The following is a 21,471-nucleotide window of genomic DNA, read 5'->3' as shown; positions in this document are numbered from 1 at the left end:
GGGTCAGGCGACGGCAACGACGTCGAGGATGCGCTGGACCACGCGGTCCTGGTCGACCCCGGCCGCCTCGGCCTCGAACGAGAGGATGATGCGGTGGCGCAGCACGTCGAACAGCACCGCCTGGATATCCTCGGGGCTGACGAAGTCGCGCCCGGCCAGCCAGGCGTGGGCACGCGCGCAGCGGTCCAGGGCGATCGAGCCACGGGGGCTGGCGCCGTAGGCGATCCAGTCGGCCAGTTCGCCGTCGAACTTGGCCGGAGTGCGGGTGGCCATGACCAGTTGCACCAGGTATTCCTCCACCGCATCGGCCATGTACAGGCCGAGGATTTCCTTGCGCGCGGCAAAGATCGCCTGTTGGCTGACTCGCCGTTCGGGCTTCACCTCGCCGCCCAGCGCTTCGCCGCGGGCCTGCAGAAGAATGCGCCGCTCGACCGCGGCATCCGGGAAGCCGATCTTCACGTGCATCAGGAAACGGTCGAGCTGGGCCTCGGGCAACGGGTAGGTGCCTTCCTGCTCGATCGGGTTCTGCGTGGCCATCACCAGGAACAACGGCGACAGTTCATAGGTGCTGCGCCCGACACTGACCTGGCGTTCGGCCATGGCTTCGAGCAACGCCGACTGCACCTTGGCCGGGGCGCGGTTGATTTCGTCGGCCAGCACCAGGTTGTGGAAGATAGGCCCTTGCTGGAACACGAAGCTGCCGGTTTCCGGGCGGTAGATCTCGGTGCCGGTAATGTCGGCCGGGAGCAGGTCGGGGGTGAACTGGATGCGATGGAATTGCGCCTCGATGCCTTCGGCGAGCTCCTTGATGGCCTTGGTCTTGGCCAGGCCCGGGGCGCCCTCGACCAGCATGTGGCCGTCGGCCAGGAGCACGATCAGCAGGCGCTCCACCAGTTTTTCCTGGCCGAGGATCTGGGAGGAGAGAAAGGTGCGCAGCGCGATCAGCGCTTCACGGTGTTCCATCGTTGGCGGTTCCTGGGGATGGGCCCTGGCGCGCTGTGAGCGGTGGCCGGGCGGGGGTGGATACTTTAATCCATCCGGGGGTGCGGGGACCAATGGCGGTTTGCAAAATTAGTGTAAAGCAGCGAGTGGGGTCCGAAGACGTTGCGAGCCGTTCGCCTGCAAGCCTGGCCCGCTGATGAACCTTTCATGACAAAACTTCGGTAGCAAAGCGCCACCCCCGTCAAAGCCATGGATACCGACAAGGCATCTGGCCATCAGGCCGGTCGAGCCTTGGGGAACGGCCTGGGAGCGGGGCGATGGGGACTATGGAACGCTACACGAAGGTGGGAATGCAGGAGCTTGACCAGCGCCTGGCGAAGATCGTCGAGGCCGCGCGCAAGCAGCCGGTCTCGGTCTACCGCTACGGCGCGCCCTGGGTCTGGATCGTCTCCCAGGAAGACTGGCAGGGCGCCCTGCGCGAGGTGGCCAGTTGCGTGCCGCCCGGGCATTCGCTGGCGCTGCTCAAGCCGCGCATCGAAGCCTTGCTGGACGAGCACCGGACCGCGCTGTCCCAGCTGGCCGAACAGCAGGGCATGATCATCGCCCCGCACACGCTGATGCATGTGTTGCTGCTGCAACTGCTGTATTCGGTGCCCAGTGAGAAGCAGCTCTACGAGCAACTCAACTACAACCTGCTGTTCCGCTGGTTCGCCGGCCTGGAACTGAAGTCGCGGGTGTGGAACTTCAGCCTGTTCAGTCATGACCTCGGTGTGCTGCTGGGCAGTGCCATGGCCGTGTCACTGCTGCAGCGCATGGTCGACGAGGTGCTCGGCGCAAGCTTGCAGGCCATGCCCGAGTTCAGCCTCAACCTGGCCCTGCTGCACAGCTGGCTGGCACGTCACCAAGGTCAGGCCGCGCCTGACGCAAACCACTAGAAACCCAACGAATTCCTGGCGCTCAAGGGGGCGGTGTGGAGCATTTTTTCTTCAAGCGATGCGGCATGGGCGCAGGGCTGCTGGCGTGCCTGTTGGCGGGCAACGTGGCCGCCGACGAGGCGCAGCGCCGGGTCGAGATCAACGAGTACGTGGTGCGCGGCAATACGGTGCTCGACGCCCAGGCCATCGAAGAGGCGGTCTATCCCTACCTGGGGCCGGACAAGACCCTGGCCGACCTCGAAGGCGCCCGCGAGGCCCTGCAGAAAAGCTACCAGGCCCGTGGCTACCAGTCGGTGTTCGTCGAGCTGCCCGAGCAGAAGGTCGAGGGCGGCGTGGTCTACCTGCAAGTGAGCGAAACCAAGGTCGGCCGCGTGCGCGTGGTAGGTGCCAAGCATTACTCGCCGTTGGAGATTCGGGAGCAGGTCCCGGCACTGGAGGAGGGCAAGGTACCCGACTTCGCCCAGGTGCAGGACGAGCTGGCCACCCTCAATCGCACCCCGGGACGGCAGGTCATGCCGCTGGTGCGCGAAGGGCAGCGCCCGGGCACCATGGACGTCGACCTGCAGGTCGAGGACAAGCAGCCCTGGAACCTGAGCCTGGGCCTGAACAACGACCACAGCGCCGACACCGAGAAGCTGCGCAGCGTCGTCAGCCTGGGCTACAACAATCTCTGGCAGGCCGGCCACAGCGTCTCGCTGAGCTGGTTCACCGCACCCCAGGACCGTGACAATGCCGAGGTCTGGTCCGGTTCCTACGCCGCGCCGCTCAATGAGCGCTGGACCGTGCAGTTCTCCGGCTACCACTCCGACAGCAACGTCGCCACGGTGGGCGGCACCAACGTCCTGGGCAAGGGCCATTCCTACGGTGTTTCGGCGATCTACAACCTGCCCGGCGTCGGTGCCTGGGCCAACGCCCTGTCGATCGGCGTGGACTTCAAGGACTTCGACGAGCAGGTCGGCCTGGGCGGCAGCAGCGACAAGGTCCCGCTCAAGTACGCCCCGATCACCCTGGGCTACACCGGCTACCGCTTTACCGAACAGGACCAGCTGAGCCTGGGCCTGAGCCTGGTGGCCGGCACCCGCAGCCTGCTGGGCTACGGCAGCGACGACGCCGAGTTCGACTACAAGCGCTACCGCGCCGATTCCAGCTTCGCCGCGCTCAAGGGCGACGGCAGCTACACCTTCGACTTCGCAGGCTCCTGGCAGAGCGCCTCCAAGCTGGCCTTCCAGCTGGCCTCGGGGCCACTGGTGTCGAACGAACAGTTCGCCGCCGGCGGCGCCACCTCGGTGCGCGGCTATCTGGCCGCCGAGCGCACCGGGGACGACGGCCTGCTGTTTTCCCAGGAGCTGCGCACCCCGTCCATCGGCCGCTACGTCGGCAGCTACATCAGCGACTGGCGCTTCTACCTGTTCGCCGAAGGCGCCCAGCTGCGCCTGCAGGACGCGCTGCCCGAGCAGGACGACCGCTACAGCCTGGCCAGTGTCGGCGTCGGCACTCGCGCCACGCTCAACGACTGGCTGTCCGGCAGCGTCGACTGGGCCGTGCCGCTCAAGGATGGCCCCAACACCGACAAGAACGCTTCCCGTGTGCACTTCAGCGTGCAGGCGACCTTCTGAACTCACTGACCGGCATCGACCTGGAGACCTCTCATGCAACGCCTGATATTGACCTTGCTGCTGTGCCTGGGCTTCGCCCTGCCGGGCAGCGCCAGCGCCTGGTGGCAGGACGACTGGATGTACCGCAAGCAGATCGCCGTGGACACCACGCCCCAGGGCGCCGGCCTGACCCAGGCGCTGGGGCGCACCGCGCTGCTGGTGCGCCTGCATACCGGCAACTTCAGCTTCGACGGCGTCAGCGAGACCGGCGCGGACATCCGCTTTGTCAGCGCCGATGACAAGACGGTACTCAATCACCATGTCGAGCAGTTCGATCCGCTGATGGGCATGGCGCTGATCTGGGTGGACGTGCCCCGTATAGAAGCGGGCCAGCGCCAGGACCTGTGGATGTACTACGGCAACCCGAAAGCCCAGGCGCCTGTTGGCCAGCCCAGCTTCGACGCCGACTACACCGCGCTCTACCACCTCGACGGTGCCACCGCCCGCGACGCCAGCCCCTATGGCAATCCGTTGCAAGGGCCGACGGTGAGCGTCGACGGCGTGATCGGGCGGGCCATCCAGCTCGGCGGCCAGGGCCTGCAACTGCCGGCCAGCGCCTCGCTGCAGTTGCCGGCAGGTGCGGCGTTCACCTTCAGCGCCTGGCTGCGCCAGGACCAGGCGGTGGGCGAGCAACTGCTGCTGGCCCGCCGCGAGGCCAGCCACAGCCTGCTGCTGGGCCTGGCCCAGGGCGTGCCTTTCATCGAGGTCGACGGCCAGCGCGCCAGCGCCAATCAGGCCGTGAGCGCCGGTCAGTGGCAACACCTGGCCCTGGTGGGCGAGGGCGGCAACCTGAGCCTGCTGCTCGAAGGCCAGCCGGTGGCGCGCCTGGCCGCCAGCCTGGCGGCCTTCAGCGGTGCCATCGGCGTCGGCGGCGACCTGCCGGCGACCGAAGGCGAGGCGGCCAGTCAATTCGCGCCGTTCGTGGGCGCCCTGGACGAACTGCGCCTGTCCCGCGTGGCCCGCAGCCAGGCCAGCCTGCAGGCCGACGTACTGGCCCAGGGCGCCGAGTCGCGCCTGGTGGTGTACGGGGTCGACGAGGAGCAGTCAGGCTTCGGCTTCGGCGGCCTGGGCTTCCTGCTCAAGGCGGTGCCGGTGGACGCCTGGGTGATCATCGCCATCCTGGTGCTGATGATGGTGCAGTCGTGGGTGATCATGCTGCGCAAGCAGCGCACCCTCAACCGCGTCACCGCCGCCAACACTCGCTTTCGCGAGCGCTTCGCCACGGTCGGCACACGCCTGGAGCAGTTCGCCGACGATCAGGACCTGCATGCGCGGCTGACCGACTCCTCGCTGTGGCGCCTGTACCTGGTGGCCGTGCAGGAACTGCGCACCCGCCGCGCCCAGGGCGCCGACACCCGTGAAGTGTCCGCAGCCACCATCGAGGCCATCCGCTGCTCCATGGACGGCGTGCGCACCCGCGAGAACCAGGCGTTGTCGTCGAAGCTGTCGACCCTGTCCAACGCCATCGCCGGCGGCCCCTACATCGGCCTGCTGGGCACGGTGCTGGGGATCATGGTGGTGTTCCTCGGCACCGCCATGGCCGGCGACGTCAACATCAACGCCATCGCCCCGGGCATGGCCGCGGCGCTGCTGGCCACCGCCATGGGGCTGTTCGTCGCCATCCCCGCGCTGTTCGGCTACAACCGCCTGACCACGCGCAACCGCGAGGTCAGCGCCGACATGCGGGTGTTCGTCGACGAGTTCATCACCCGCCTGGCCGAATTGCACGGCGAGGGCCAGGCCGGTGAAGCGGCGATGCGTCCGGGCGGGCGCAGCGTCAACCCGTCGGTTCCGGCGTGAGGGCGCAGCCATGGCATCCGTGAACAACGCCCATGACGACGACGCCGACGCCGCGGTCGACAGCATCAACATCACCCCGCTGGTGGACGTGCTGATGGTGGTGCTGGTGATGTTCATCCTCACCGCTACCGCGCAGGTTTCCGGGATCCAGGTGCAGTTGCCCAAGGCCAGCGCCACGGTGTCGCTGGCCCAGCCCAAGACCAAGGCGATCTCGATCAACGACGCCGGCCAGGTATTCCTCGACGCCTACCCGGTGACGCTGCAGGAGCTGGAGGACCGCCTGCGCAGCGAGAAGGCGCGCAATCCCGACTTCCCGCTGATCGTGCGCGGTGACGCGGGCGTGCAGTACCAGAAGGTGGTCGAGGTGCTCGACCTGCTGCGCCGTCTCGAACTGGCCCAGGTCGGGCTGGTCACCGGCAAACCGAACCAGGGATGAGCGCAGGCATGGAACGTACAACCAACCCCCGCCGCCTGCTGACCTGGGCCGTGCTCGCCGTCGCCGGCGCCGGCCTGGCCTGGCTGCTGTGGCAGTGGGCCAATGACATGGCCGGGGTGCGCCGCGAGGCGCCCAAGGTGCCGGCGATCATCCCGCTACCACCCCCTCCGCCGCCGCCACCGCCCGAGCCGCCCAAGGAGCCCGAGCCGCCGGTCGAGGAGAAGATCGTCGAGCCGCAGCCGGTGCCCGAGGCCGAGGAGGTCAAGCCTGCCGAGGAGGCGCCCGACCCGGCCCAGGACCTGGCCGAGCCGATGCAGATGGACGGCGACGCGCAAGCAGGCGGCGACAGCTTCAACGTCGGCGCCGGCAAGGGCGGCGGCATGGCCGGTGGCGGCGGTGGGGGCCTGGGCAGCGGTACCTACAGCCAGTACCTGGCCTACGCCTTCCAGCGCCTGCTGCGCGACAACCCCGAGCTGCGCAACCTGGTGTTCAACCTGCAAGCCGAGATCTGGCTCAGCGCCGCCGGCGAGATCACCCGTGTCGAGTTGCTGCGCGGCAGCGGCGAGCCGGAGGTGGACGCCCAGGTGCTCGCCGCCCTGCGCGGTGCCGGCGCCCTCGACCAGCGTCCGCCCGCCAACCTGACCTTGCCGGTGAAGATCGCCCTGCAGGGGCGCCGGCCATGAACAACGAAGCACGACTGACCCACAGGAGTTGCAAACCCATGAAGTGCCCAGTCAACCGATTGACCCTGGCGCTCGGCCTGCTGGCCGCCGCCACCGCGGTCGGTCCGACCGTCGTCCACGCCGCGCCGTCGGAGAACGCGACCGTCAACCTGATCCGCCTGCTGGTGGAGCAGGGCGTGCTCAAGCAGGACAAGGCCGATGCGCTGATCGCCCAGGCCGAACGTGAAGCCCAGCAGGCGCGCGTCGCCGGCAGCGCCGCGCCGATTGTCGCCCAGGCCCCGGCGGCCAACGGCGAGGTGCGCGTGCAGTATGTGCCGGCGATCGTCCGCCAGCAGATCCGCGACGAGATCAAGGCCGAGGTGATGAACACCGCCAAGCAGGAAAACTGGGCCGCGCCCAACACCTTCCCCGACTGGGCCTCGCGCATCAGCTTCGACGGTGACCTGCGCCTGCGCTACGAGTCGCGCTCGTACGCCGACGGCAACAGCAACGAGATCGTCGATTTCGCCAAGCTCAACGAAAAGGGCCCCTACGACGTCAACCCCAACAGCAGCTCGAGCCTGCCGCCCTTGCTCAACACCCGCGAGGACCGCGACAGCCTCCTGCGCCTGCGGGTGCGCTTCGGCCTCAAGGCGCAGTTGGCGGAAAACTGGGTGGCCGGCATCCGCGTCGCCACCGGCTCCAACAACAACCCGGTCTCGACCACCCAGAACCTCGGTGGCGGCTTCGGCAAGAAGGACATCTGGCTCGACCAGGGCTACGTCACCTGGACGCCGAGTGAGCGCCTGACACTGACCGGCGGGCGGATCGCCAATCCGTTCATGTCCACCGACATCCTGTATTCCCACGACCTCAACTTCGACGGCGTGGCGGCGCTGTTCGACCAGCCGCTGGGCCGCGACCTCAGCCTGTTCGGCACCGTCGGCGCATTCCCCGTGCAGTACAGCGACGACAACGCCACCAGCAACGGCTTTGACAAGGAAGACAGCGACAACAAGTGGCTGTACGGCGCGCAACTGGGCGCGAAATGGGCGCTCAACGACAACAACCGGCTCAAGGGCGCGATGGCCTACTACCGCTTCGATGACATCGCCGGCGAGCGCTCCAGCCCCTGCGCCCCGTGGGACGGCCAGCCGGCCTGCGACAGTGACGAGAGCCGGCCGACCTTCATGCAGAAGGGCAACACCGTGTTCCTGCTGCGCGACATCACGCCGAACCCGGCCAACCCGACGGCCACGCCGCAGCCGCAGTTCGTCGGCATCGCCTCGGAATTCGAGCTGCTCGACCTGAACCTGGTATGGGACGCCGACCTGCCTCATGACTTCAAGCTGCGCAGCCAGGCCAACTACATCCACAACCTGGCCTACGACGAGGGCGACATGCGCAAGCGCTCGGCCGGGCAGTTGGCCAACAACGTCGACGAAAACGGCAATATCAAGAGCGGCGGCGACGCCTGGATGCTCCAGTTCACCCTGGGCAACGCCCTGGACATGCGCAAGGCCGGCGACTGGAACCTGTTCGCCGGCTACAAGCGCATTGAGCCCGACGCGCTGCCGGACGGTTTCAACGACTCGAGCTTCCACCTCGGCGGCACCAACGCCAAGGGTTATTTCCTCGGTGGCAACTACGGCCTGGCCGACAACGTCTACGCTACAGCCCGTTGGTTGAGCAGCGAGGCGGTCTACGGCGCGCCGTTTGACATCGATGTGCTACAACTTGAAGTCAACACGCGGTTCTAGGGAAGGAGCACGGGCATGAACAAGGGAGCTTATCGCCACCGCTGCGCCTGGTTGATGCTGGCCCTGGGCGCAAGCCTGGCGGCCTCGGCGTCGGCCGAGACCCTCGAGGAACGCCTGCGCGCCCAACTGCGCAGCACCACGCAACAGCTGCAGGCCCTGCAGAGCGAGCAGGCCCAGGCCAGCGCCGCCCGCCAGGCGGCCGAGCAGCAGCGCGACGCGGCCCAGGGCCAGGTGCGCGAACTGACCGCGCAACTGGCCAAGGCCCGCGGTCACAGCGAGCAACTGGCCGGCCAGCAACAGGCCGTGCACAGCCAGGCCCAGGCGCTGGTGGCCAGCAGCAACGAACAACTGCACAAGTACAAGCAGGCCTACGACGAGCTGCTGGCGATGGCGCGCACCAAGGAAAGCGAGCGCGCCACCCTGCAGGCGCAGCTGGGCGAACGTGATGGCCAGGTGCAGCAATGCCAGGCCCGCAACCAGCAGATGTACGGGGTGGCCAAGGAGATGCTGGCCGCCTACGAGAAGGTCGATATCGCCGATGTCATGAAGATGCGCCAGCCGTTCGCCGGTGGCGCCCGGGTCAAGTTCGAGGAACTGGCCCAGGCCTACGGCGACAAGCTCTACGAAAGCCAGTTCGACGCCCCCAAGGGCGTGACCCAGTGATGTTTTCTCAACGCAAGGAAGTAAGCACATGACCGAAGTCACCCTGATCGAAACCGTTAGCGCCGACTCCCTGACCCAGTTGCTGCAGGATGCCGGCTGCCGGGTCAACCGCACCGAGCAGAACGCCGTGGTGCAGTTGCTCAGCGCCAGCCAGGGCGTGGGTTATGCCGTTCGTTTCGGCAACCGGGCCGCGGGCAAGGAGGGCGAATTCCTCGACTTCACCTTCAGCTGTGCCCTGCGTATCCAGGGCGAGCTGCCGGCGGGCCTGGCCGAGCACTGGAATGCCAGCCGGCGCTTCGCCCGCCTGTCGGTGCAGGGCGAGTTCCTGGTGATGGAGCAGGACGTGGTGGTCGCCGATGGTGTCAGTCAGCAGCACCTGCTGGGCAGCCTGGTGCTGTGGGACCGGCTGCTGCAGGAGCTGATCGTCTATCTGCGTGACTACAGCCGTAATGTGGCCGACCAGCAGAAAGTCCAGGTCGCCCACGACCAAGAGCGCGCCTCGTGACGGCGCGCACTCTCTGGGCCGGCGCTGGCGCGCTGGCCATTGTCGCGGTGGCGGTCGCCCTGGCCTTGCGCCCGGGCGACGAGCCGGTGGCGGCGGCGCGTCCGGTGTCGCCCGCCGCCCTGGTGGCCACCGACAACGGCCCGGTACTGGCGCGTCTGGGCGAGCAACAGGTCGGCAGCGGCGAACTCAAGGCGCTGTTCGCCCAGTTGCCCGAGGAAGCCCGTGCCAGCCTGCGCGGCGACCGCCCGGCACTGGAGGCCTGGATCCGCGCTCGCCTGGCGGAAAAGGCCCTGTACCAGCAGGCCGAGGCCCAGGGCTGGTTGCAGCGCCCGGAAATCCAGGTGCAGACCCGCGCGGCCACCGAGCAGATCGTCCTGCGCGACTACCTGAACTCGGTGAGCAAGGTGCCCGACGACTACCCCGGCGAGGCGGAGCTCAAGCAGGCCTATGAGGCAGGCAAGGCCGGTTTGCAGCTGCCGGTGCGCTACCGCCTGAGCCAGATCTTCCTGCGGGTGGAGAACCCCAGGGACGACGAGGCCGTGCGCAAGCAGGCCCAGGCGCTGGCCAAGCAGGCCCAGGCTGCGGATGCCGACTTCGCCGCGCTGGCCCGTGAGCACTCCCAGGATGCCGGCACGGCCGCCGGCGGTGGCGACACCGGCCTGCAGGCCCTGGCGCAGTTGTTGCCCGAGGTGCGTGGGGTGGTGCCAAAGCTCAAGGTGGGCACGGTCAGCGAACCGGTGCAGAGCGCGGCGGGCTACCACATCATCAAGCTGGTCGAGCAACAGCCCGCCCGGGCGGCGACCTTCGAGGAGGTGGCGCCACGCCTGCGCGAGCTGTTGCGGGCCCAGCGCCAGGAGCAGGTGGCCAAGGCCTATGTCGAAGGCATGTTCGACACCGCCACCCTGAGTATCGATGGCGCGGCGCTGAATCAGGTGCTGGAGAGCAGCAGCCGCTAGTCGCCAACAACCATGGAAGAACCGGGCCTGCCCAGGCGGGCCCGCGGGAGGCGAGGAATGCCGATCGATCTGCCCCGGGGGCGAGCCCCGGATACCGCCGTGCCTGTCGTTCGTCGCCAGGTGCCGCTGGCCCTGGACGAACAGACCCTGAACTGTTTCCTGGTCACCGCGCGCTGCGGCTGCTTCATGCAGGCGGCGCGGCGACTCAACCTCAAGCCGGTGGCCCTGCGCAAACGCCTGGCGGCGCTGGAAGCGCGCCTGGGCTACAGCCTGTTCGTCAACCGCAACAACAACCCGGTGCTCAGCCAGCAGGGCGAACGCTTGCTGCAGATACTCCAGGCGCGCGAGCCGGTCGTGCCGCTGCCGCGAGAGCAAAGCGCCAGCGTGCGCCTGGCCGTGGCCGAACCGCTGCTGCAGGACCTGCTGGGCCGCAACCTGATCAACTTCGTGCGCCAGCATGCCGGCATGCGCCTGGAGGTGGCCACCCTCGACGGTCGCCAGGTACCCGAACAGGTTGCCGATGTCGCCCTGTGGTTGGGCGACGCCAGCCACGGTGCCCGCGCCGGCAGCTTTGCCGGTGCCGCCCCCGAGGCCCTGGCCACCCTCGAGTACCTGCCGCATATTGCCAAGCGCTACGCCCGCGAGGCCAACCGACCGACCAGCCTGGCGGACCTGCAGGACTACATGCTGGTGCAATGGCAGGGCGAGGTAGGTGTGCAGGCGCTGATGCCCTGGCAGGCATTGCTGCGCACGCGCTCGGCCGGGGTGACCCAGATCGAGGATTACGAAATGTACTGCCAGCTGATCAAATGCAGCGCCAGTGTCGGCTTGCTGCCGCATTATGCGACGCACCTGGACCGTGGATTGCTGGCCCTGCCGGGCCTGTTCCGCGAGCCGATGCGGCGGCGGGTGTGGCTGGCGGTCAACGGGCAGACCGAAGGTGATCCGCTGGTGCAGGTGATGGTCGGGGCGATCCGGGCGGCGTTCGAGGAACGCCGCGAATGGTTCGCCAGCCTGTAGGCGGGCGGCTTATCCCGCCTTGCGCAGCGTGAGGTTGATCCGCCGCTCGCCCATGCGCGGGTGCACGCCCGGCTTGATCGGCAATACGCCATGAAAGCGCAGGCGGTCCTCGCCACCCCAGACGAGCACATCGCCGTGGCTCAGCGGGATGTGCCGGGGGCGGTCCGAGCGTTGCAGCCCGCCGAACAGGAATACCGCAGGCAAGCCCAGTGAAATCGAGACGATCGGCTGCCCGTAGTCCTGTTCGTCGCGGTCCTGGTGCAGGCTCAGGCGGGTGCCGGGCAGGTAGTGGTTGACCAGGCAGGCATCGGCCACAAAGCCATCGAAGCCCGCCTGCGCGGCGGCGCGGGTGGCCAGGTCGACCAGCAGCGGGGGCAGGGCGGGCCAGGGTTTTGCGCTGACCGGGTCGATGGGGGTGTAGCGGTAGCCGTTCTCGTCGCTGACCCAGCCCAGCGCGCCACAGTTGGTCAGGGCCACGGCCATGCGCAGGCCGCCGGGGGTGTGCATGTGGCGAAACGGTGCCGCGCGCAGCACCGGGCGCAGGGCGTCGAGCAGGGCCTCGAGTTCGGGCAGGGCGAAGCCGGGCAGCAGCAGGGTATGGCGCGCCAGGCGCTGGGGGTGGGGGTCGAAGAGATCGAGGCTGGACTGGATCATGTCTGGAGGCTGCTGCCTGGGGAGGGGGCCATTATATCCTCCCGAGACAGCAGTTGGCGGTGGTCCACCTGGGAAAACCTGGCCAATGCTCGGGATTGTCCTCTTCGCGGGTACTACGCCAACGTGTAGGAGCGGCCTTGTGCCGCGAAAGGGCTGCAACGCAGCCCCAGGATGTCAGCACCGACGCAGAAATTGCCGGGGCCGCTATGCGGCCCTTTCGCGGCACAAGGCCGCTCCTACAGGTTGGCGTAGTACCTGTGGGAGCGGGTTTACCCGTCTGTCGCCAGGTCAGTTCTTCGACTTCGAATGCCGCCAGCCCTGGTCAAGGAACGCAAACACCACCACCAGCACCCCGGCCACCGCCAGGATCAAGGTCACGCCATCGGTGGAATGAGTCGCCGACCCGGCCACCAGCGCCAGCCCGCCCAGCGGCGCCAAACCGCCGGCCACGGCGGTACCGACCTCGCGCCCGGTACCGAACCCCGATGAGCGCGTCTGGGTCGGGAACTGGCGGCTGAGGAACGAGCCCTGCGGGGCGAACATCATCGGCGCCAGGATCCCGGTGCCCACGGCGATGGCCAGGTAGATCATCATCGGCTCGCCGGTCGACAGCAGTTGCAGGAACGGGTAGGCGAACAGCGCCGACAACAGCCCGCCGAGCATCAGCACGGTCTTGCTGCTCCACTTGTCGCACAGCCAGCCGAAGAACGGCACGGCAAAGATCGCCACCAGGCTGGCCAGGGTCACCGACAGCGAGGTGACATGGGCCTCGACGCCCTTGAACTGGGTCAGGTAGGCCAGCGAGAAGGTCTTGAAGATGTAGCTCAGGGCGTTGTAGCCCACGGCCACGAAGAACACCACCGCCAGGCCCTTGAGGTCATTCCTGAACAGTAGCTTGAGCGGCGACACCTGCGGCTTGTCGTCGGCCTTGTCCAGTTCCTTGAAGTCCGGGGTCTCGGGGATGCTCTTGCGCACCCACAGGCCCACCGCCACCAGGGCGATGCTGGCGATGAACGGGATGCGCCAGCCGCCGGCCAGCAGGAACTCGTTGCCGTTCATGGTCAGCAGGTACACGGTCAGCGACGAAAGCAGCAGGCCCAGGTTCAGCCCCAGCGCCGGCCAGGCGCCCTGGCTGCCGCGCTTGCCTTCGCTGGCGTGCTCGTAGGAGGTCACCGCCGCGCCGGACAGCTCGGCGCCGGCGCCCAGGCCCTGGATGATGCGGATGATCACCAGCAGGATCGGCGCCCAGATGCCGATGGTGGCGTAGCCGGGGATCAGGCCGATCAGCATGGTGCACAGGCCCATCATGCAGAAGGTGATCACCAGTACGTGCTTGCGCCCGAAGCGATCGCCCAGGTAGCCGAACAGCACGCCGCCGAAGGGCCGGGCGATGAAGCCGATGGCGAAGGTGGAGAACGCCAGCAGCGAGGCCACCGCCGGGTTGCTCGGGTCAAAGAAGATCTTCGAGAAGACGATCGCCGCCATGGTGGCGTAGAGGTAGAAGTCGTACCACTCCAGCATCGAGCCGAAGATGGTCGCCGCCGCCACCTTGCGCAGGCGCTTGCGTTGCTGTTCGGGGGTTTCGCTCGCGGCCAGGGCCGTCTCGTGTACCGACATTGGGGTTTTCCTTGTTGTCTTTGTAATTGTGGATGCAGCGGGTGGATCAGCGGGCCTGGAGAATCTTCTCGGCGATCATCTGGCCGATGGGGATCGCCGAGGTGGCGGCGGGCGATGGCGCATTGCACACATGCACCATGCGCGGGGTCTCGGCGAACAGGAAGTCGTGCACCAGGGTGCCGTCGCGCATCACCGCCTGGGCACGGATGCCGGCCTCATAGGGCAGCAGGTCCTCGACTTCGAGAGACGGGCAATACTTGCGGCACTGTTCCAGGTAGCCGCGCTTGAACAGCGAGTTCTTCATCTCGGTGGTGCCGGAACCGAGGTTGTTCCAGATGGTTTTCCAGAAACCCGGGAAGCGCGCGTACTCGGTGACATCGCGCCAGTTCACCGAGAACTTGCGGTAGTTTTCCCGGCCGAAGCCGAGCACCGCGTTGGGGCCGACGGTGACGCTGCCGTCGATCATCCGCGTCAGGTGCACGCCGAGGAACGGCAGCTCCGGGTCGGGGATCGGGTAGATCAGGTGGTTGACGATCTGGTTCTTGCTCGCCGGCAGGCGGTAGTACTCGCCGCGGAAAGGGATGATCTGGTGGTCGATCTTCACCCCTGCCAGACGCGCCAGGCGGTCGGACTGCAGGCCGGCGCAGGCCACCAGCTGACGGGCGCGCCAGGCGTTGCCGTCGGCACTGATCGCGACGTGGTCGGCATGCTCCTGGATGGCGCGCACGGTGGTGGACAGGCGCAGTTCGCCACCGGCCTGGCGGATCACCTTGGCCATGGCGTCGCACACCTGCTGGTAGTCGACGATGCCGGTGGCATCGAGGAACAGCGCGCCCTTGCCGACGATGTTCGGCTCCCGCTCGCGCAGGGCGCCGGCATCCAGGCGCTCGACCTTCAGGCCGTTCTGCTGGGAGCGTTCGTACAGCGCCTGCATGCGCTGCACCTCCAGGTCGTTGGAGGCCACCAGCAGCTTGCCGCAGACCTCGAAGGCAATGCCGTGCGCGCTGCAGAAATCCTTGGTGGCCTGGGCGCCGCGCTTGCACAGGTCGGCCTTGAGGCTGCCGGGCGCGTAGTAGATGCCGGCATGGATCACGCCGCTGTTGTGGCCGGTCTGGTGGCGGCCGAGGCTGGCCTCCTTTTCCAGAATCAGCAGCGAAGCGCCGGGGCGTCGTTCAAGCAGGGCCATCGCGGTGGCGAGGCCGACGATGCCGCCGCCGATGATGCAGTAGTCGTAGGTCATGCAGGGTACCTTGGTATTCTTGTCGGTGAATCTGCTTATCAGGTTGTCAGACTAAGTAGTGCGTGTGAAAGCCTCGCCAGGCCGCGATGGGGTTCTCCGGGGTCAGTCGAGGTCGGGAAGGTCGAGTTTCAGGCGCTTGGCCGAGGCGCGCAGGTGGGCTTCGGCGCAGCCGGCCGCCGCCTGGCGGTCGCCGTCGGCGATGGCCTGGTACAGCGCCCGGTGCTCGCGCAGGGCATCGGCCGAACCGCCCACTGCCGGGGTGGCGGAGTTTTCCCAGGCGGTGCGGCGGGCGGCGGCCAACTGGCCGCCGAGGAAATCGTGGAAAGCGACGAAGTAGTCGTTCTTGCTGGCTTCGGCGATGGCGCGGTGAAAGGCCACATCGGCGGCCGAGGCCGTGGCGAAGTCGCTGCGCGGGTCTTCCATGGTGCCCAGGGCGGCGGCCATGCGCGCGAGGTCGTCGGCGTCGCGGCGGCGGGCGGCGATGGCGGCGGCCTGGGTCTCGATCCACAGGCGCATCTCGAACATCTGCACCAGGTCCGGCTTGCGCCCCTGGCTGCCGGGGAAACGGAACACCGTGCCGCTGGGCGTCTGCGAGATGTACGAGCCGAGCCCGCGGCGGGCGATCAGCACCCCGTCGGCCTTGAGCTGCGCCACGGCCTCGCGCACCACCGAGCGGCTGACATTGAGCTGTTCAGCCAGTTGCTGTTCGGTGGGCAGGCGCGATTCAGCGGCCAGGCGGCCGGAATCGATCTCGGCGCGGATGGCGTTGACGACCCGTTCGACGAGGGTGTCGGGGCGCTGGAGCTCTAGCATGGACATGGAAGTTCTTATTGGTCAGGTTGTCAGACAATGCCTGTGTCGATAGTGGCCTGTCAATGTCCTGGAAGCTTGCGCGCTACCTGTAGGAGCGGCCTTGTGCCGCGAAAGGGCCGCATAGCGGCCCCGGCTATATCAGCGTGATGCACCAATAAGGGGGCGCTTCGCACCCCTTTCGCGGCACAAGGCCGCTCCTACACGGGCGATGTAACTGCTTAGATTTCGGACACGAACGTTCCGGTCCCGTCGAGGATATTGCGCAAGGTCAGCGCTACTTCCTCCAGGTCGGTCCCGGCGCTGCTCAGGATGATCTCCAGCGTTTCATCCCCCTTCAACGCATCACGATCCCCAGCCGCCACCTCGATCAACAGCCGCTGCGCGCTCAGGGTCACCTTCAGCCCGTCCAGGGTCGACGGCTCGTCATCCAGGGTCAGGTCGACGGTGTCCTCGTCCGGATAACGGGTCAGCAGGAACATCTGGCCCTTGTCGCTGTGGCAGCACAGGGTCGCCATGTTGTCTTCCTCGTCGTCGCAGGGAGTGGCGAAGAGCAGGGCGGTTTTCAGTTGCATGGGCGGCTCGGGTCAATGGCAAGGGAAAGGAATTCTGACAGCCTTGGCGGCCGTGATAAACGTAAAGTTACCGCGCATTGACCGAAATTGTCGCAGCGCTGCAAGCCGCAGTGACCGTTCAGTCGTTAAGCTCCCCAGTCGGTGGACATGACGCTCGTGTCCAACGCCTGGTTTTACCGTCCGGCTTGCCGCGGGTTGGCTATCGTTGATCCGTACCCGGCGGACGTACGCGACGCTTCACCTATAACAAAGCCCAAGCGGAGTACCACAGATGGCGTTTTTCACCGCAGCCAGCAAAGCCGACTTCCAGCATCAACTGCAGGTGGCCCTGGCGCAGCACATCAGCGAACAGTCCCTGCCACAAGTGGCGCTGTTCGCCGAGCAGTTCTTCGGCATCATCTCTCTGGACGAACTCACACAGCGCAGGCTGTCGGACCTGGCCGGCTGCACGCTGTCCGCCTGGCGCATCATCGAGCGCTTCGACCCCGAACACCCGCAGGTGCGGGTCTACAACCCCGATTACGAACGCCACGGCTGGCAATCGACCCACACCGTGGTCGAGGTGCTGCACCACGACCTGCCGTTCCTGGTCGACTCGGTACGCACCGAGCTCAACCGCCGCGGCTACAGCATCCACACCCTGCAGACCACCGTGCTCAGCGTGCGCCGCGGCGCCAAGGGCGAGCTGGTCGAACTGCTGCCCAAGGGCACCCAGGGCGAGGGCGTCAGCCATGAGTCGCTGATGTACCTGGAGATCGACCGCTGCGCCAATGCCGCCGAGCTCAACACCCTGAGCATGGAGCTGGAGCAGGTACTGGCCGAAGTGCGCGGCGTGGTCGCCGACTTCGAGCCGATGAAAGCCAAGATCCGCGAGCTGCTGGAACTGGTGGAGCAGAACGCCTTCGGCCCGGCGCAGAACGACAAGGCCGAGGTGAAGAGCTTCCTGTCGTGGCTGCTGGACAACCATTTCACCTTCCTCGGCTATGAGGAATTCACTGTCGAGTCCGATGCCGACGGCGGCCATCTGGTCTACGACGAGGCCTCGTTCCTGGGCCTGGCCCGCCTGCTGCGCGCAGGCCTGGGCGCCGACGACCTGCGCATCGAGGACTACGCCGTCGCCTACCTGCGCGAGCCGCGCCTGCTGTCGTTCGCCAAGGCCTCGCAGCCGAGCCGCGTGCACCGCCCGGCGTACCCGGACTACGTGTCGATCCGCCAGATCGACCAGGATGGCAAGGTCATCAAGGAATGCCGCTTCATGGGCCTGTACACCTCGTCGGTGTACGGCGAGAGCGTGCATACCATCCCGTACATCCGTGGCAAGGTCGCCGAAGTCGAACGCCGTTCCAACTTCGACCCCAAAGCCCACCTGGGCAAGGAGCTGGCCCAGGTCCTCGAGGTACTGCCGCGCGACGACCTGTTCCAGACCCCGGTCGACGAACTGCTCAGTACCGTCATGTCGATCGTGCAGATCCAGGAGCGCAACAAGATCCGCGTGTTCCTGCGCAAGGACCCGTACGGCCGCTTCTGCTACTGCCTGGCCTATGTGCCACGCGAGATCTACTCCACCGAGGTGCGACAGAAGATCCAGCAGGTGCTGATGGAGCGTCTGAAGGCCACCGACTGCGAGTTCTGGACCTTCTTCTCCGAATCGGTGTTGGCCCGCGTGCAGCTGATCCTGCGGGTGGACCCGAAGAACCGCATCGACATCGACCCGCAGCAGCTGGAAAACGAAGTGATCCAGGCTTGCCGTTCGTGGCAGGACGACTTCTCGGCGCTGGTGGTGGAGAACTTCGGCGAGGCCCATGGCACCAACATCCTGGCCGACTTCCCGAAAGGCTTCCCGGCCGGTTACCGCGAGCGCTTCGCCGCGCACTCGGCGGTGGTCGACATGCAGCATGTGCTGAACCTGTCGGAAGCCAAGCCGCTGGCCATGAGCTTCTACCAGCCGCTGACCCAGTTGGGCGAGCGCCAGCTGCACTGCAAGCTGTACCACGCCGATACGCCGCTGGCGCTGTCGGACGTGCTGCCGATCCTGGAAAACCTCGGCCTGCGCGTGCTCGGCGAGTTCCCGTACCGCCTGCGCCACGCCAGCGGTCGCGAGTTCTGGATCCACGACTTCGCCTTCACCTACAGCGAAGGCCTCAACCTTGATATCCAGCAGCTCAACGACACCTTCCAGGACGCCTTCGTCCATATCGTCAAGGGCGACGCCGAGAACGACGCTTTCAACCGCCTGGTGCTGACCGCCGGCCTGCCGTGGCGCGACGTGGCGCTGCTGCGCGCCTACGCCCGCTACCTCAAGCAGATCCGCCTGGGCTTCGACCTGGGCTACATCGCCAGTACCCTGAACAACCACACCGACATCGCCCGCGAGCTGACCCGGTTGTTCAAGACCCGCTTCTACCTGGCGCGCAAGCTGACCCAGGAGGATCTGGACGACAAGCAGCAGCGTCTGGAGCAGGCGATCCTCAGCGCCCTGGACGAGGTCCAGGTGCTCAACGAGGACCGCATCCTGCGCCGCTACCTGGACCTGATCAAGGCCACCCTGCGCACCAACTTCTACCAGCCCGACGCCAACGGCCAGAACAAGTCGTACTTCAGCTTCAAGTTCAATCCCAAGCTGATCCCCGAACTGCCGAAACCGGTGCCGAAGTTCGAGATCTTCGTCTATTCGCCACGGGTCGAGGGCGTGCACCTGCGCTTCGGCAACGTCGCCCGCGGCGGCCTGCGCTGGTCGGACCGCGAAGAGGACTTCCGCACCGAAGTGCTCGGCCTGGTCAAGGCCCAGCAGGTGAAGAACTCGGTGATCGTGCCGGTGGGCGCCAAGGGCGGCTTCCTGCCGCGCCGCCTGCCGCTGGGCGGCAGCCGTGACGAGATCGCCGCCGAAGGCGTGGCGTGCTACCGCATCTTCATTTCCGGCCTGCTCGACATCACCGACAACCTCAAGGACGGAGGCGTGGTGCCGCCGGCCAACGTGGTGCGTCACGATGACGACGACCCGTACCTGGTGGTGGCGGCCGACAAGGGCACCGCGACCTTCTCCGACATCGCCAACGGCATCGCCATCGACTACGGCTTCTGGCTGGGCGACGCTTTCGCCTCCGGTGGCTCGGCCGGCTACGACCACAAGAAGATGGGCATCACCGCCCGTGGCGCCTGGGTCGGCGTGCAGCGTCACTTCCGCGAACGCGGCATCAACGTGCAGGAAGACCCGATCACTGTGGTCGGGGTCGGCGACATGGCCGGCGACGTGTTCGGCAACGGCCTGCTGATGTCCGACAAGCTGCAGCTGGTGGCCGCGTTCAACCACCTGCACATCTTCATCGACCCGAATCCGGATCCGGCCACCAGCTTCGTCGAGCGCAAGCGCCTGTTCGACCTGCCGCGCTCGGCCTGGAGTGACTACGACACCGGCATCATGTCCGAAGGCGGCGGGATCTTCCCGCGCAGCGCCAAGAGCATCGCCATCAGCCCGCAGATGAAGGAACGCTTCGCCATCGAAGCGGATCGCCTGACCCCGACCGAACTGCTGCACGCGTTGCTGCAGGCGCCGGTGGACCTGTTGTGGAACGGTGGTATCGGCACCTACGTCAAGGCCAGCAGCGAAAGCCACGCCGATGTCGGCGACAAGGCCAACGACGCCCTGCGCGTCAACGGCAACGAGCTGCGCTGCAAGGTGGTGGGCGAGGGCGGCAACCTGGGCATGACCCAGCTCGGCCGGGTCGAGTTCGGCCTCAACGGCGGCGCCACCAACACCGACTTCATCGACAACGCCGGCGGCGTGGACTGCTCCGACCACGAGGTCAACATCAAGATCCTGCTCAACGAAGTGGTGCAGGGTGGCGACATGACCGAGAAGCAGCGCAACCAGCTGCTGGGCAGCATGACCGACGAAGTCGCGGGGCTGGTGCTGGGCAACAACTACAAGCAGACCCAGGCGCTGTCGCTGGCCGCCCGCCGCGCCCGCGAGCGGATTGCCGAGTACAAGCGCCTGATGGCCGACCTCGAGGCTCGCGGCAAGCTGGACCGCGCCATCGAGTTCCTGCCCACCGAGGAGCAGCTGGCCGAGCGCCTGGCGGCAGGGCAGGGCCTGACCCGCGCCGAGCTGTCGGTGCTGATCTCGTACAGCAAGATCGACCTCAAGGAGCAGCTGCTCAAGTCGCTGGTGCCGGACGACGACTACCTGACCCGCGACATGGAAACCGCGTTCCCGCCGTCGCTGGTGAGCAAGTTCGCCGACTCGATGCGCCGTCACCGCCTGAAACGCGAGATCGTCAGCACCCAGATCGCCAACGACCTGGTCAACAACATGGGCATCACCTTCGTCCAGCGCCTGAAGGAGTCCACCGGCATGAGCCCGGCCAACGTCGCCGGCGCCTACGTGATCGTGCGTGACATCTTCCACCTGCCGCACTGGTTCCGCCAGATCGAGGCCCTGGACTACCAGGTCCCGGCCGAGATCCAGCTGACCCTTATGGACGAGCTGATGCGCCTGGGCCGTCGTGCCACCCGCTGGTTCCTGCGCAGCCGCCGTAACGAGCAGGATGCGGGCCGCGACGTCGCCCACTTCGGGCCGGTGCTCGCGCAATTGGGGCTCAAGCTCGACGAACTGCTGGAAGGCCCGACCCGCGAGCGCTGGATGGTCCGCTACCAGGGCTTCGTCGAGGCCGGTGTACCGGAGCTGCTGGCGCGCATGGTCGCCGGCACCACCCACCTGTATACCCTGTTGCCGATCATCGAAGCGTCCGACGTGACCGGGCATGATCCTGCGCAGGTGGCCAAGGCGTTCTTCGCCGTGGGCAGCTCGCTGGACCTGACCTGGTACCTGCAGGAGATCAGCAACCTGCCGGTGGAGAACAACTGGCAGGCCCTGGCCCGCGAGGCGTTCCGCGACGACATCGACCTGCAGCAGCGGGCGATCACCATCTCCGTGCTGCAGATGGCCGACGCGCCGCAGGACATGGATGCCCGGGTGGCGCTGTGGTGCGAACAGCACCGGGTGATGGTCGAGCGCTGGCGCGCCATGCTCGACGACCTGCGCAACGCCACCGGCACCGACTATGCGATGTACGCGGTGGCCAACCGCGAGCTGGTCGACCTGGCGATGAGCGGGCAGGCGGCGGTGATTCCGTCCTGAGCCTGGCGTTGAGGTAAAAGAAAGCCCCGGCAGTGATGCCGGGGCTTTTCTTTGGGCCTTCTGTCAGCAGGTCTGGCCCTTTCGCGGGTAAACCCGCTCCCACA

Annotated in this window: 17 protein-coding genes; 11 read left to right on the top strand and 6 right to left on the bottom strand. The window is 67.0% G+C overall.

Annotated elements, in window-relative coordinates; genetic code table 11:
• Window positions 1-3: 3 nt before the first annotated feature.
• Window positions 4-963: an AAA family ATPase gene (locus tag POF53_RS14105; protein ID WP_203647500.1), complete on the bottom strand. Its 960-nt coding sequence runs from the start codon at window positions 961-963 to the stop codon at window positions 4-6.
• 329 nt (window positions 964-1,292) lie between these two features.
• On the opposite strand from POF53_RS14105, the gene POF53_RS14100 reads away from it, so the two are divergent.
• The 10 genes from POF53_RS14100 to POF53_RS14055 all read left to right on the top strand — a co-directional run bounded on the left by POF53_RS14100 (window position 1,293) and on the right by POF53_RS14055 (window position 11,334).
• Window positions 1,293-1,877 carry a transposase gene (locus POF53_RS14100; protein ID WP_498968166.1) on the top strand — a complete coding sequence of 195 codons (585 nt, stop codon included), beginning with the start codon at window positions 1,293-1,295 and terminating at the stop codon, window positions 1,875-1,877.
• 65 nt (window positions 1,878-1,942) lie between these two features.
• A complete protein-coding gene (locus POF53_RS14095; protein WP_498968165.1) occupies window positions 1,943-3,493 on the top strand; it encodes a ShlB/FhaC/HecB family hemolysin secretion/activation protein in 1,551 nt (516 codons plus the stop codon).
• Window positions 3,494-3,526: 33 nt separating this feature from the next.
• A complete protein-coding gene (locus POF53_RS14090) occupies window positions 3,527-5,332 on the top strand; it encodes a DUF2341 domain-containing protein (RefSeq protein ID WP_498968163.1) in 1,806 nt (601 codons plus the stop codon).
• 10 nt (window positions 5,333-5,342) lie between these two features.
• Window positions 5,343-5,768, top strand: a complete 426-nt coding sequence (locus POF53_RS14085) for an ExbD/TolR family protein (RefSeq protein WP_050707632.1) — start codon at window positions 5,343-5,345, stop codon at window positions 5,766-5,768.
• 8 nt (window positions 5,769-5,776) lie between these two features.
• Window positions 5,777-6,451 (top strand): energy transducer TonB family protein, encoded by a 675-nt coding sequence (locus POF53_RS14080; protein ID WP_232856016.1) that lies wholly within the window; start codon window positions 5,777-5,779, stop codon window positions 6,449-6,451.
• Between the two features lie 38 nt (window positions 6,452-6,489).
• Entirely contained in the window at window positions 6,490-8,190 is a 1,701-nt protein-coding gene (locus tag POF53_RS14075; RefSeq protein ID WP_498968160.1) for a putative porin, read from the top strand.
• Between the two features lie 15 nt (window positions 8,191-8,205).
• The gene (locus POF53_RS14070; protein WP_203647496.1) at window positions 8,206-8,853 is read left to right on the top strand and encodes a DNA repair protein; all 648 of its coding nucleotides are present in this window, start codon (window positions 8,206-8,208) and stop codon (window positions 8,851-8,853) included.
• A 28-nt stretch (window positions 8,854-8,881) separates the two neighbouring features.
• A complete protein-coding gene (locus POF53_RS14065) occupies window positions 8,882-9,358 on the top strand; it encodes a YbjN domain-containing protein (protein ID WP_232856018.1) in 477 nt (158 codons plus the stop codon).
• Entirely contained in the window at window positions 9,355-10,314 is a 960-nt protein-coding gene (locus tag POF53_RS14060; RefSeq protein ID WP_254463418.1) for a peptidylprolyl isomerase, read from the top strand. The genes POF53_RS14065 and POF53_RS14060 overlap by 4 nt, the downstream gene beginning before the upstream one ends.
• Before the next feature lie 57 nt (window positions 10,315-10,371).
• Window positions 10,372-11,334, top strand: a complete 963-nt coding sequence (locus POF53_RS14055) for a LysR family transcriptional regulator (protein WP_232856020.1) — start codon at window positions 10,372-10,374, stop codon at window positions 11,332-11,334.
• A gap of 9 nt (window positions 11,335-11,343) precedes the next feature.
• Here POF53_RS14055 and alkB read toward each other — a convergent pair whose 3' ends face one another.
• From alkB to POF53_RS14030, 5 genes are all read right to left on the bottom strand, one after another.
• Window positions 11,344-11,988: a DNA oxidative demethylase AlkB gene (gene alkB / locus POF53_RS14050; RefSeq protein WP_198744761.1), complete on the bottom strand. Its 645-nt coding sequence runs from the start codon at window positions 11,986-11,988 to the stop codon at window positions 11,344-11,346.
• Between the two features lie 288 nt (window positions 11,989-12,276).
• Window positions 12,277-13,605, bottom strand: coding sequence for an MFS transporter (locus POF53_RS14045; protein ID WP_254463422.1), 1,329 nt, complete (start codon window positions 13,603-13,605; stop codon window positions 12,277-12,279).
• Between the two features lie 46 nt (window positions 13,606-13,651).
• A complete protein-coding gene (gene lhgO / locus POF53_RS14040; protein ID WP_203647491.1) occupies window positions 13,652-14,845 on the bottom strand; it encodes an L-2-hydroxyglutarate dehydrogenase in 1,194 nt (397 codons plus the stop codon).
• A 102-nt stretch (window positions 14,846-14,947) separates the two neighbouring features.
• Window positions 14,948-15,664, bottom strand: a complete 717-nt coding sequence (locus POF53_RS14035) for a FadR/GntR family transcriptional regulator (protein WP_498968155.1) — start codon at window positions 15,662-15,664, stop codon at window positions 14,948-14,950.
• Between the two features lie 212 nt (window positions 15,665-15,876).
• Window positions 15,877-16,230 (bottom strand): hypothetical protein, encoded by a 354-nt coding sequence (locus tag POF53_RS14030; RefSeq protein WP_498968153.1) that lies wholly within the window; start codon window positions 16,228-16,230, stop codon window positions 15,877-15,879.
• Between the two features lie 271 nt (window positions 16,231-16,501).
• Between POF53_RS14030 and POF53_RS14025 the strand changes: the two genes are divergently transcribed.
• Window positions 16,502-21,367: an NAD-glutamate dehydrogenase gene (locus POF53_RS14025; protein ID WP_498968151.1), complete on the top strand. Its 4,866-nt coding sequence runs from the start codon at window positions 16,502-16,504 to the stop codon at window positions 21,365-21,367.
• Window positions 21,368-21,471: the final 104 nt, after the last annotated feature.

The organism is Mitsuaria sp. RG (assembly GCF_028369275.1).
Lineage (GTDB): Bacteria > Pseudomonadota > Gammaproteobacteria > Pseudomonadales > Pseudomonadaceae > Aquipseudomonas > Aquipseudomonas peradeniyensis.
The sequence above is the reverse complement of the archived record's forward strand: the minus strand, read 5'-3'. Positions and strand labels throughout refer to the sequence as shown.

Excerpts from the sequence above, each read along its gene's own strand:
- POF53_RS14025 (WP_498968151.1), top strand. The coding sequence starts at position 16,502 with ATGGCGTTTTTCACCGCAGCCAGCAAAGCCGACTTCCAGCATCAACTG.
- POF53_RS14055 (WP_232856020.1), top strand. The coding sequence starts at position 10,372 with ATGCCGATCGATCTGCCCCGGGGGCGAGCCCCGGATACCGCCGTGCCT.
- POF53_RS14090 (WP_498968163.1), top strand. The coding sequence starts at position 3,527 with ATGCAACGCCTGATATTGACCTTGCTGCTGTGCCTGGGCTTCGCCCTG.
- lhgO (WP_203647491.1), bottom strand. The coding sequence starts at position 14,845 with ATGACCTACGACTACTGCATCATCGGCGGCGGCATCGTCGGCCTCGCC.
- POF53_RS14045 (WP_254463422.1), bottom strand. The coding sequence starts at position 13,605 with ATGTCGGTACACGAGACGGCCCTGGCCGCGAGCGAAACCCCCGAACAG.
- POF53_RS14035 (WP_498968155.1), bottom strand. The coding sequence starts at position 15,664 with ATGTCCATGCTAGAGCTCCAGCGCCCCGACACCCTCGTCGAACGGGTC.
- POF53_RS14100 (WP_498968166.1), top strand. The coding sequence starts at position 1,293 with ATGCAGGAGCTTGACCAGCGCCTGGCGAAGATCGTCGAGGCCGCGCGC.
- alkB (WP_198744761.1), bottom strand. The coding sequence starts at position 11,988 with ATGATCCAGTCCAGCCTCGATCTCTTCGACCCCCACCCCCAGCGCCTG.
- POF53_RS14105 (WP_203647500.1), bottom strand. The coding sequence starts at position 963 with ATGGAACACCGTGAAGCGCTGATCGCGCTGCGCACCTTTCTCTCCTCC.
- POF53_RS14075 (WP_498968160.1), top strand. The coding sequence starts at position 6,490 with ATGAAGTGCCCAGTCAACCGATTGACCCTGGCGCTCGGCCTGCTGGCC.
- POF53_RS14095 (WP_498968165.1), top strand. The coding sequence starts at position 1,943 with ATGGGCGCAGGGCTGCTGGCGTGCCTGTTGGCGGGCAACGTGGCCGCC.
- POF53_RS14085 (WP_050707632.1), top strand. The coding sequence starts at position 5,343 with ATGGCATCCGTGAACAACGCCCATGACGACGACGCCGACGCCGCGGTC.
- POF53_RS14065 (WP_232856018.1), top strand. The coding sequence starts at position 8,882 with ATGACCGAAGTCACCCTGATCGAAACCGTTAGCGCCGACTCCCTGACC.
- POF53_RS14080 (WP_232856016.1), top strand. The coding sequence starts at position 5,777 with ATGGAACGTACAACCAACCCCCGCCGCCTGCTGACCTGGGCCGTGCTC.
- POF53_RS14070 (WP_203647496.1), top strand. The coding sequence starts at position 8,206 with ATGAACAAGGGAGCTTATCGCCACCGCTGCGCCTGGTTGATGCTGGCC.
- POF53_RS14030 (WP_498968153.1), bottom strand. The coding sequence starts at position 16,230 with ATGCAACTGAAAACCGCCCTGCTCTTCGCCACTCCCTGCGACGACGAG.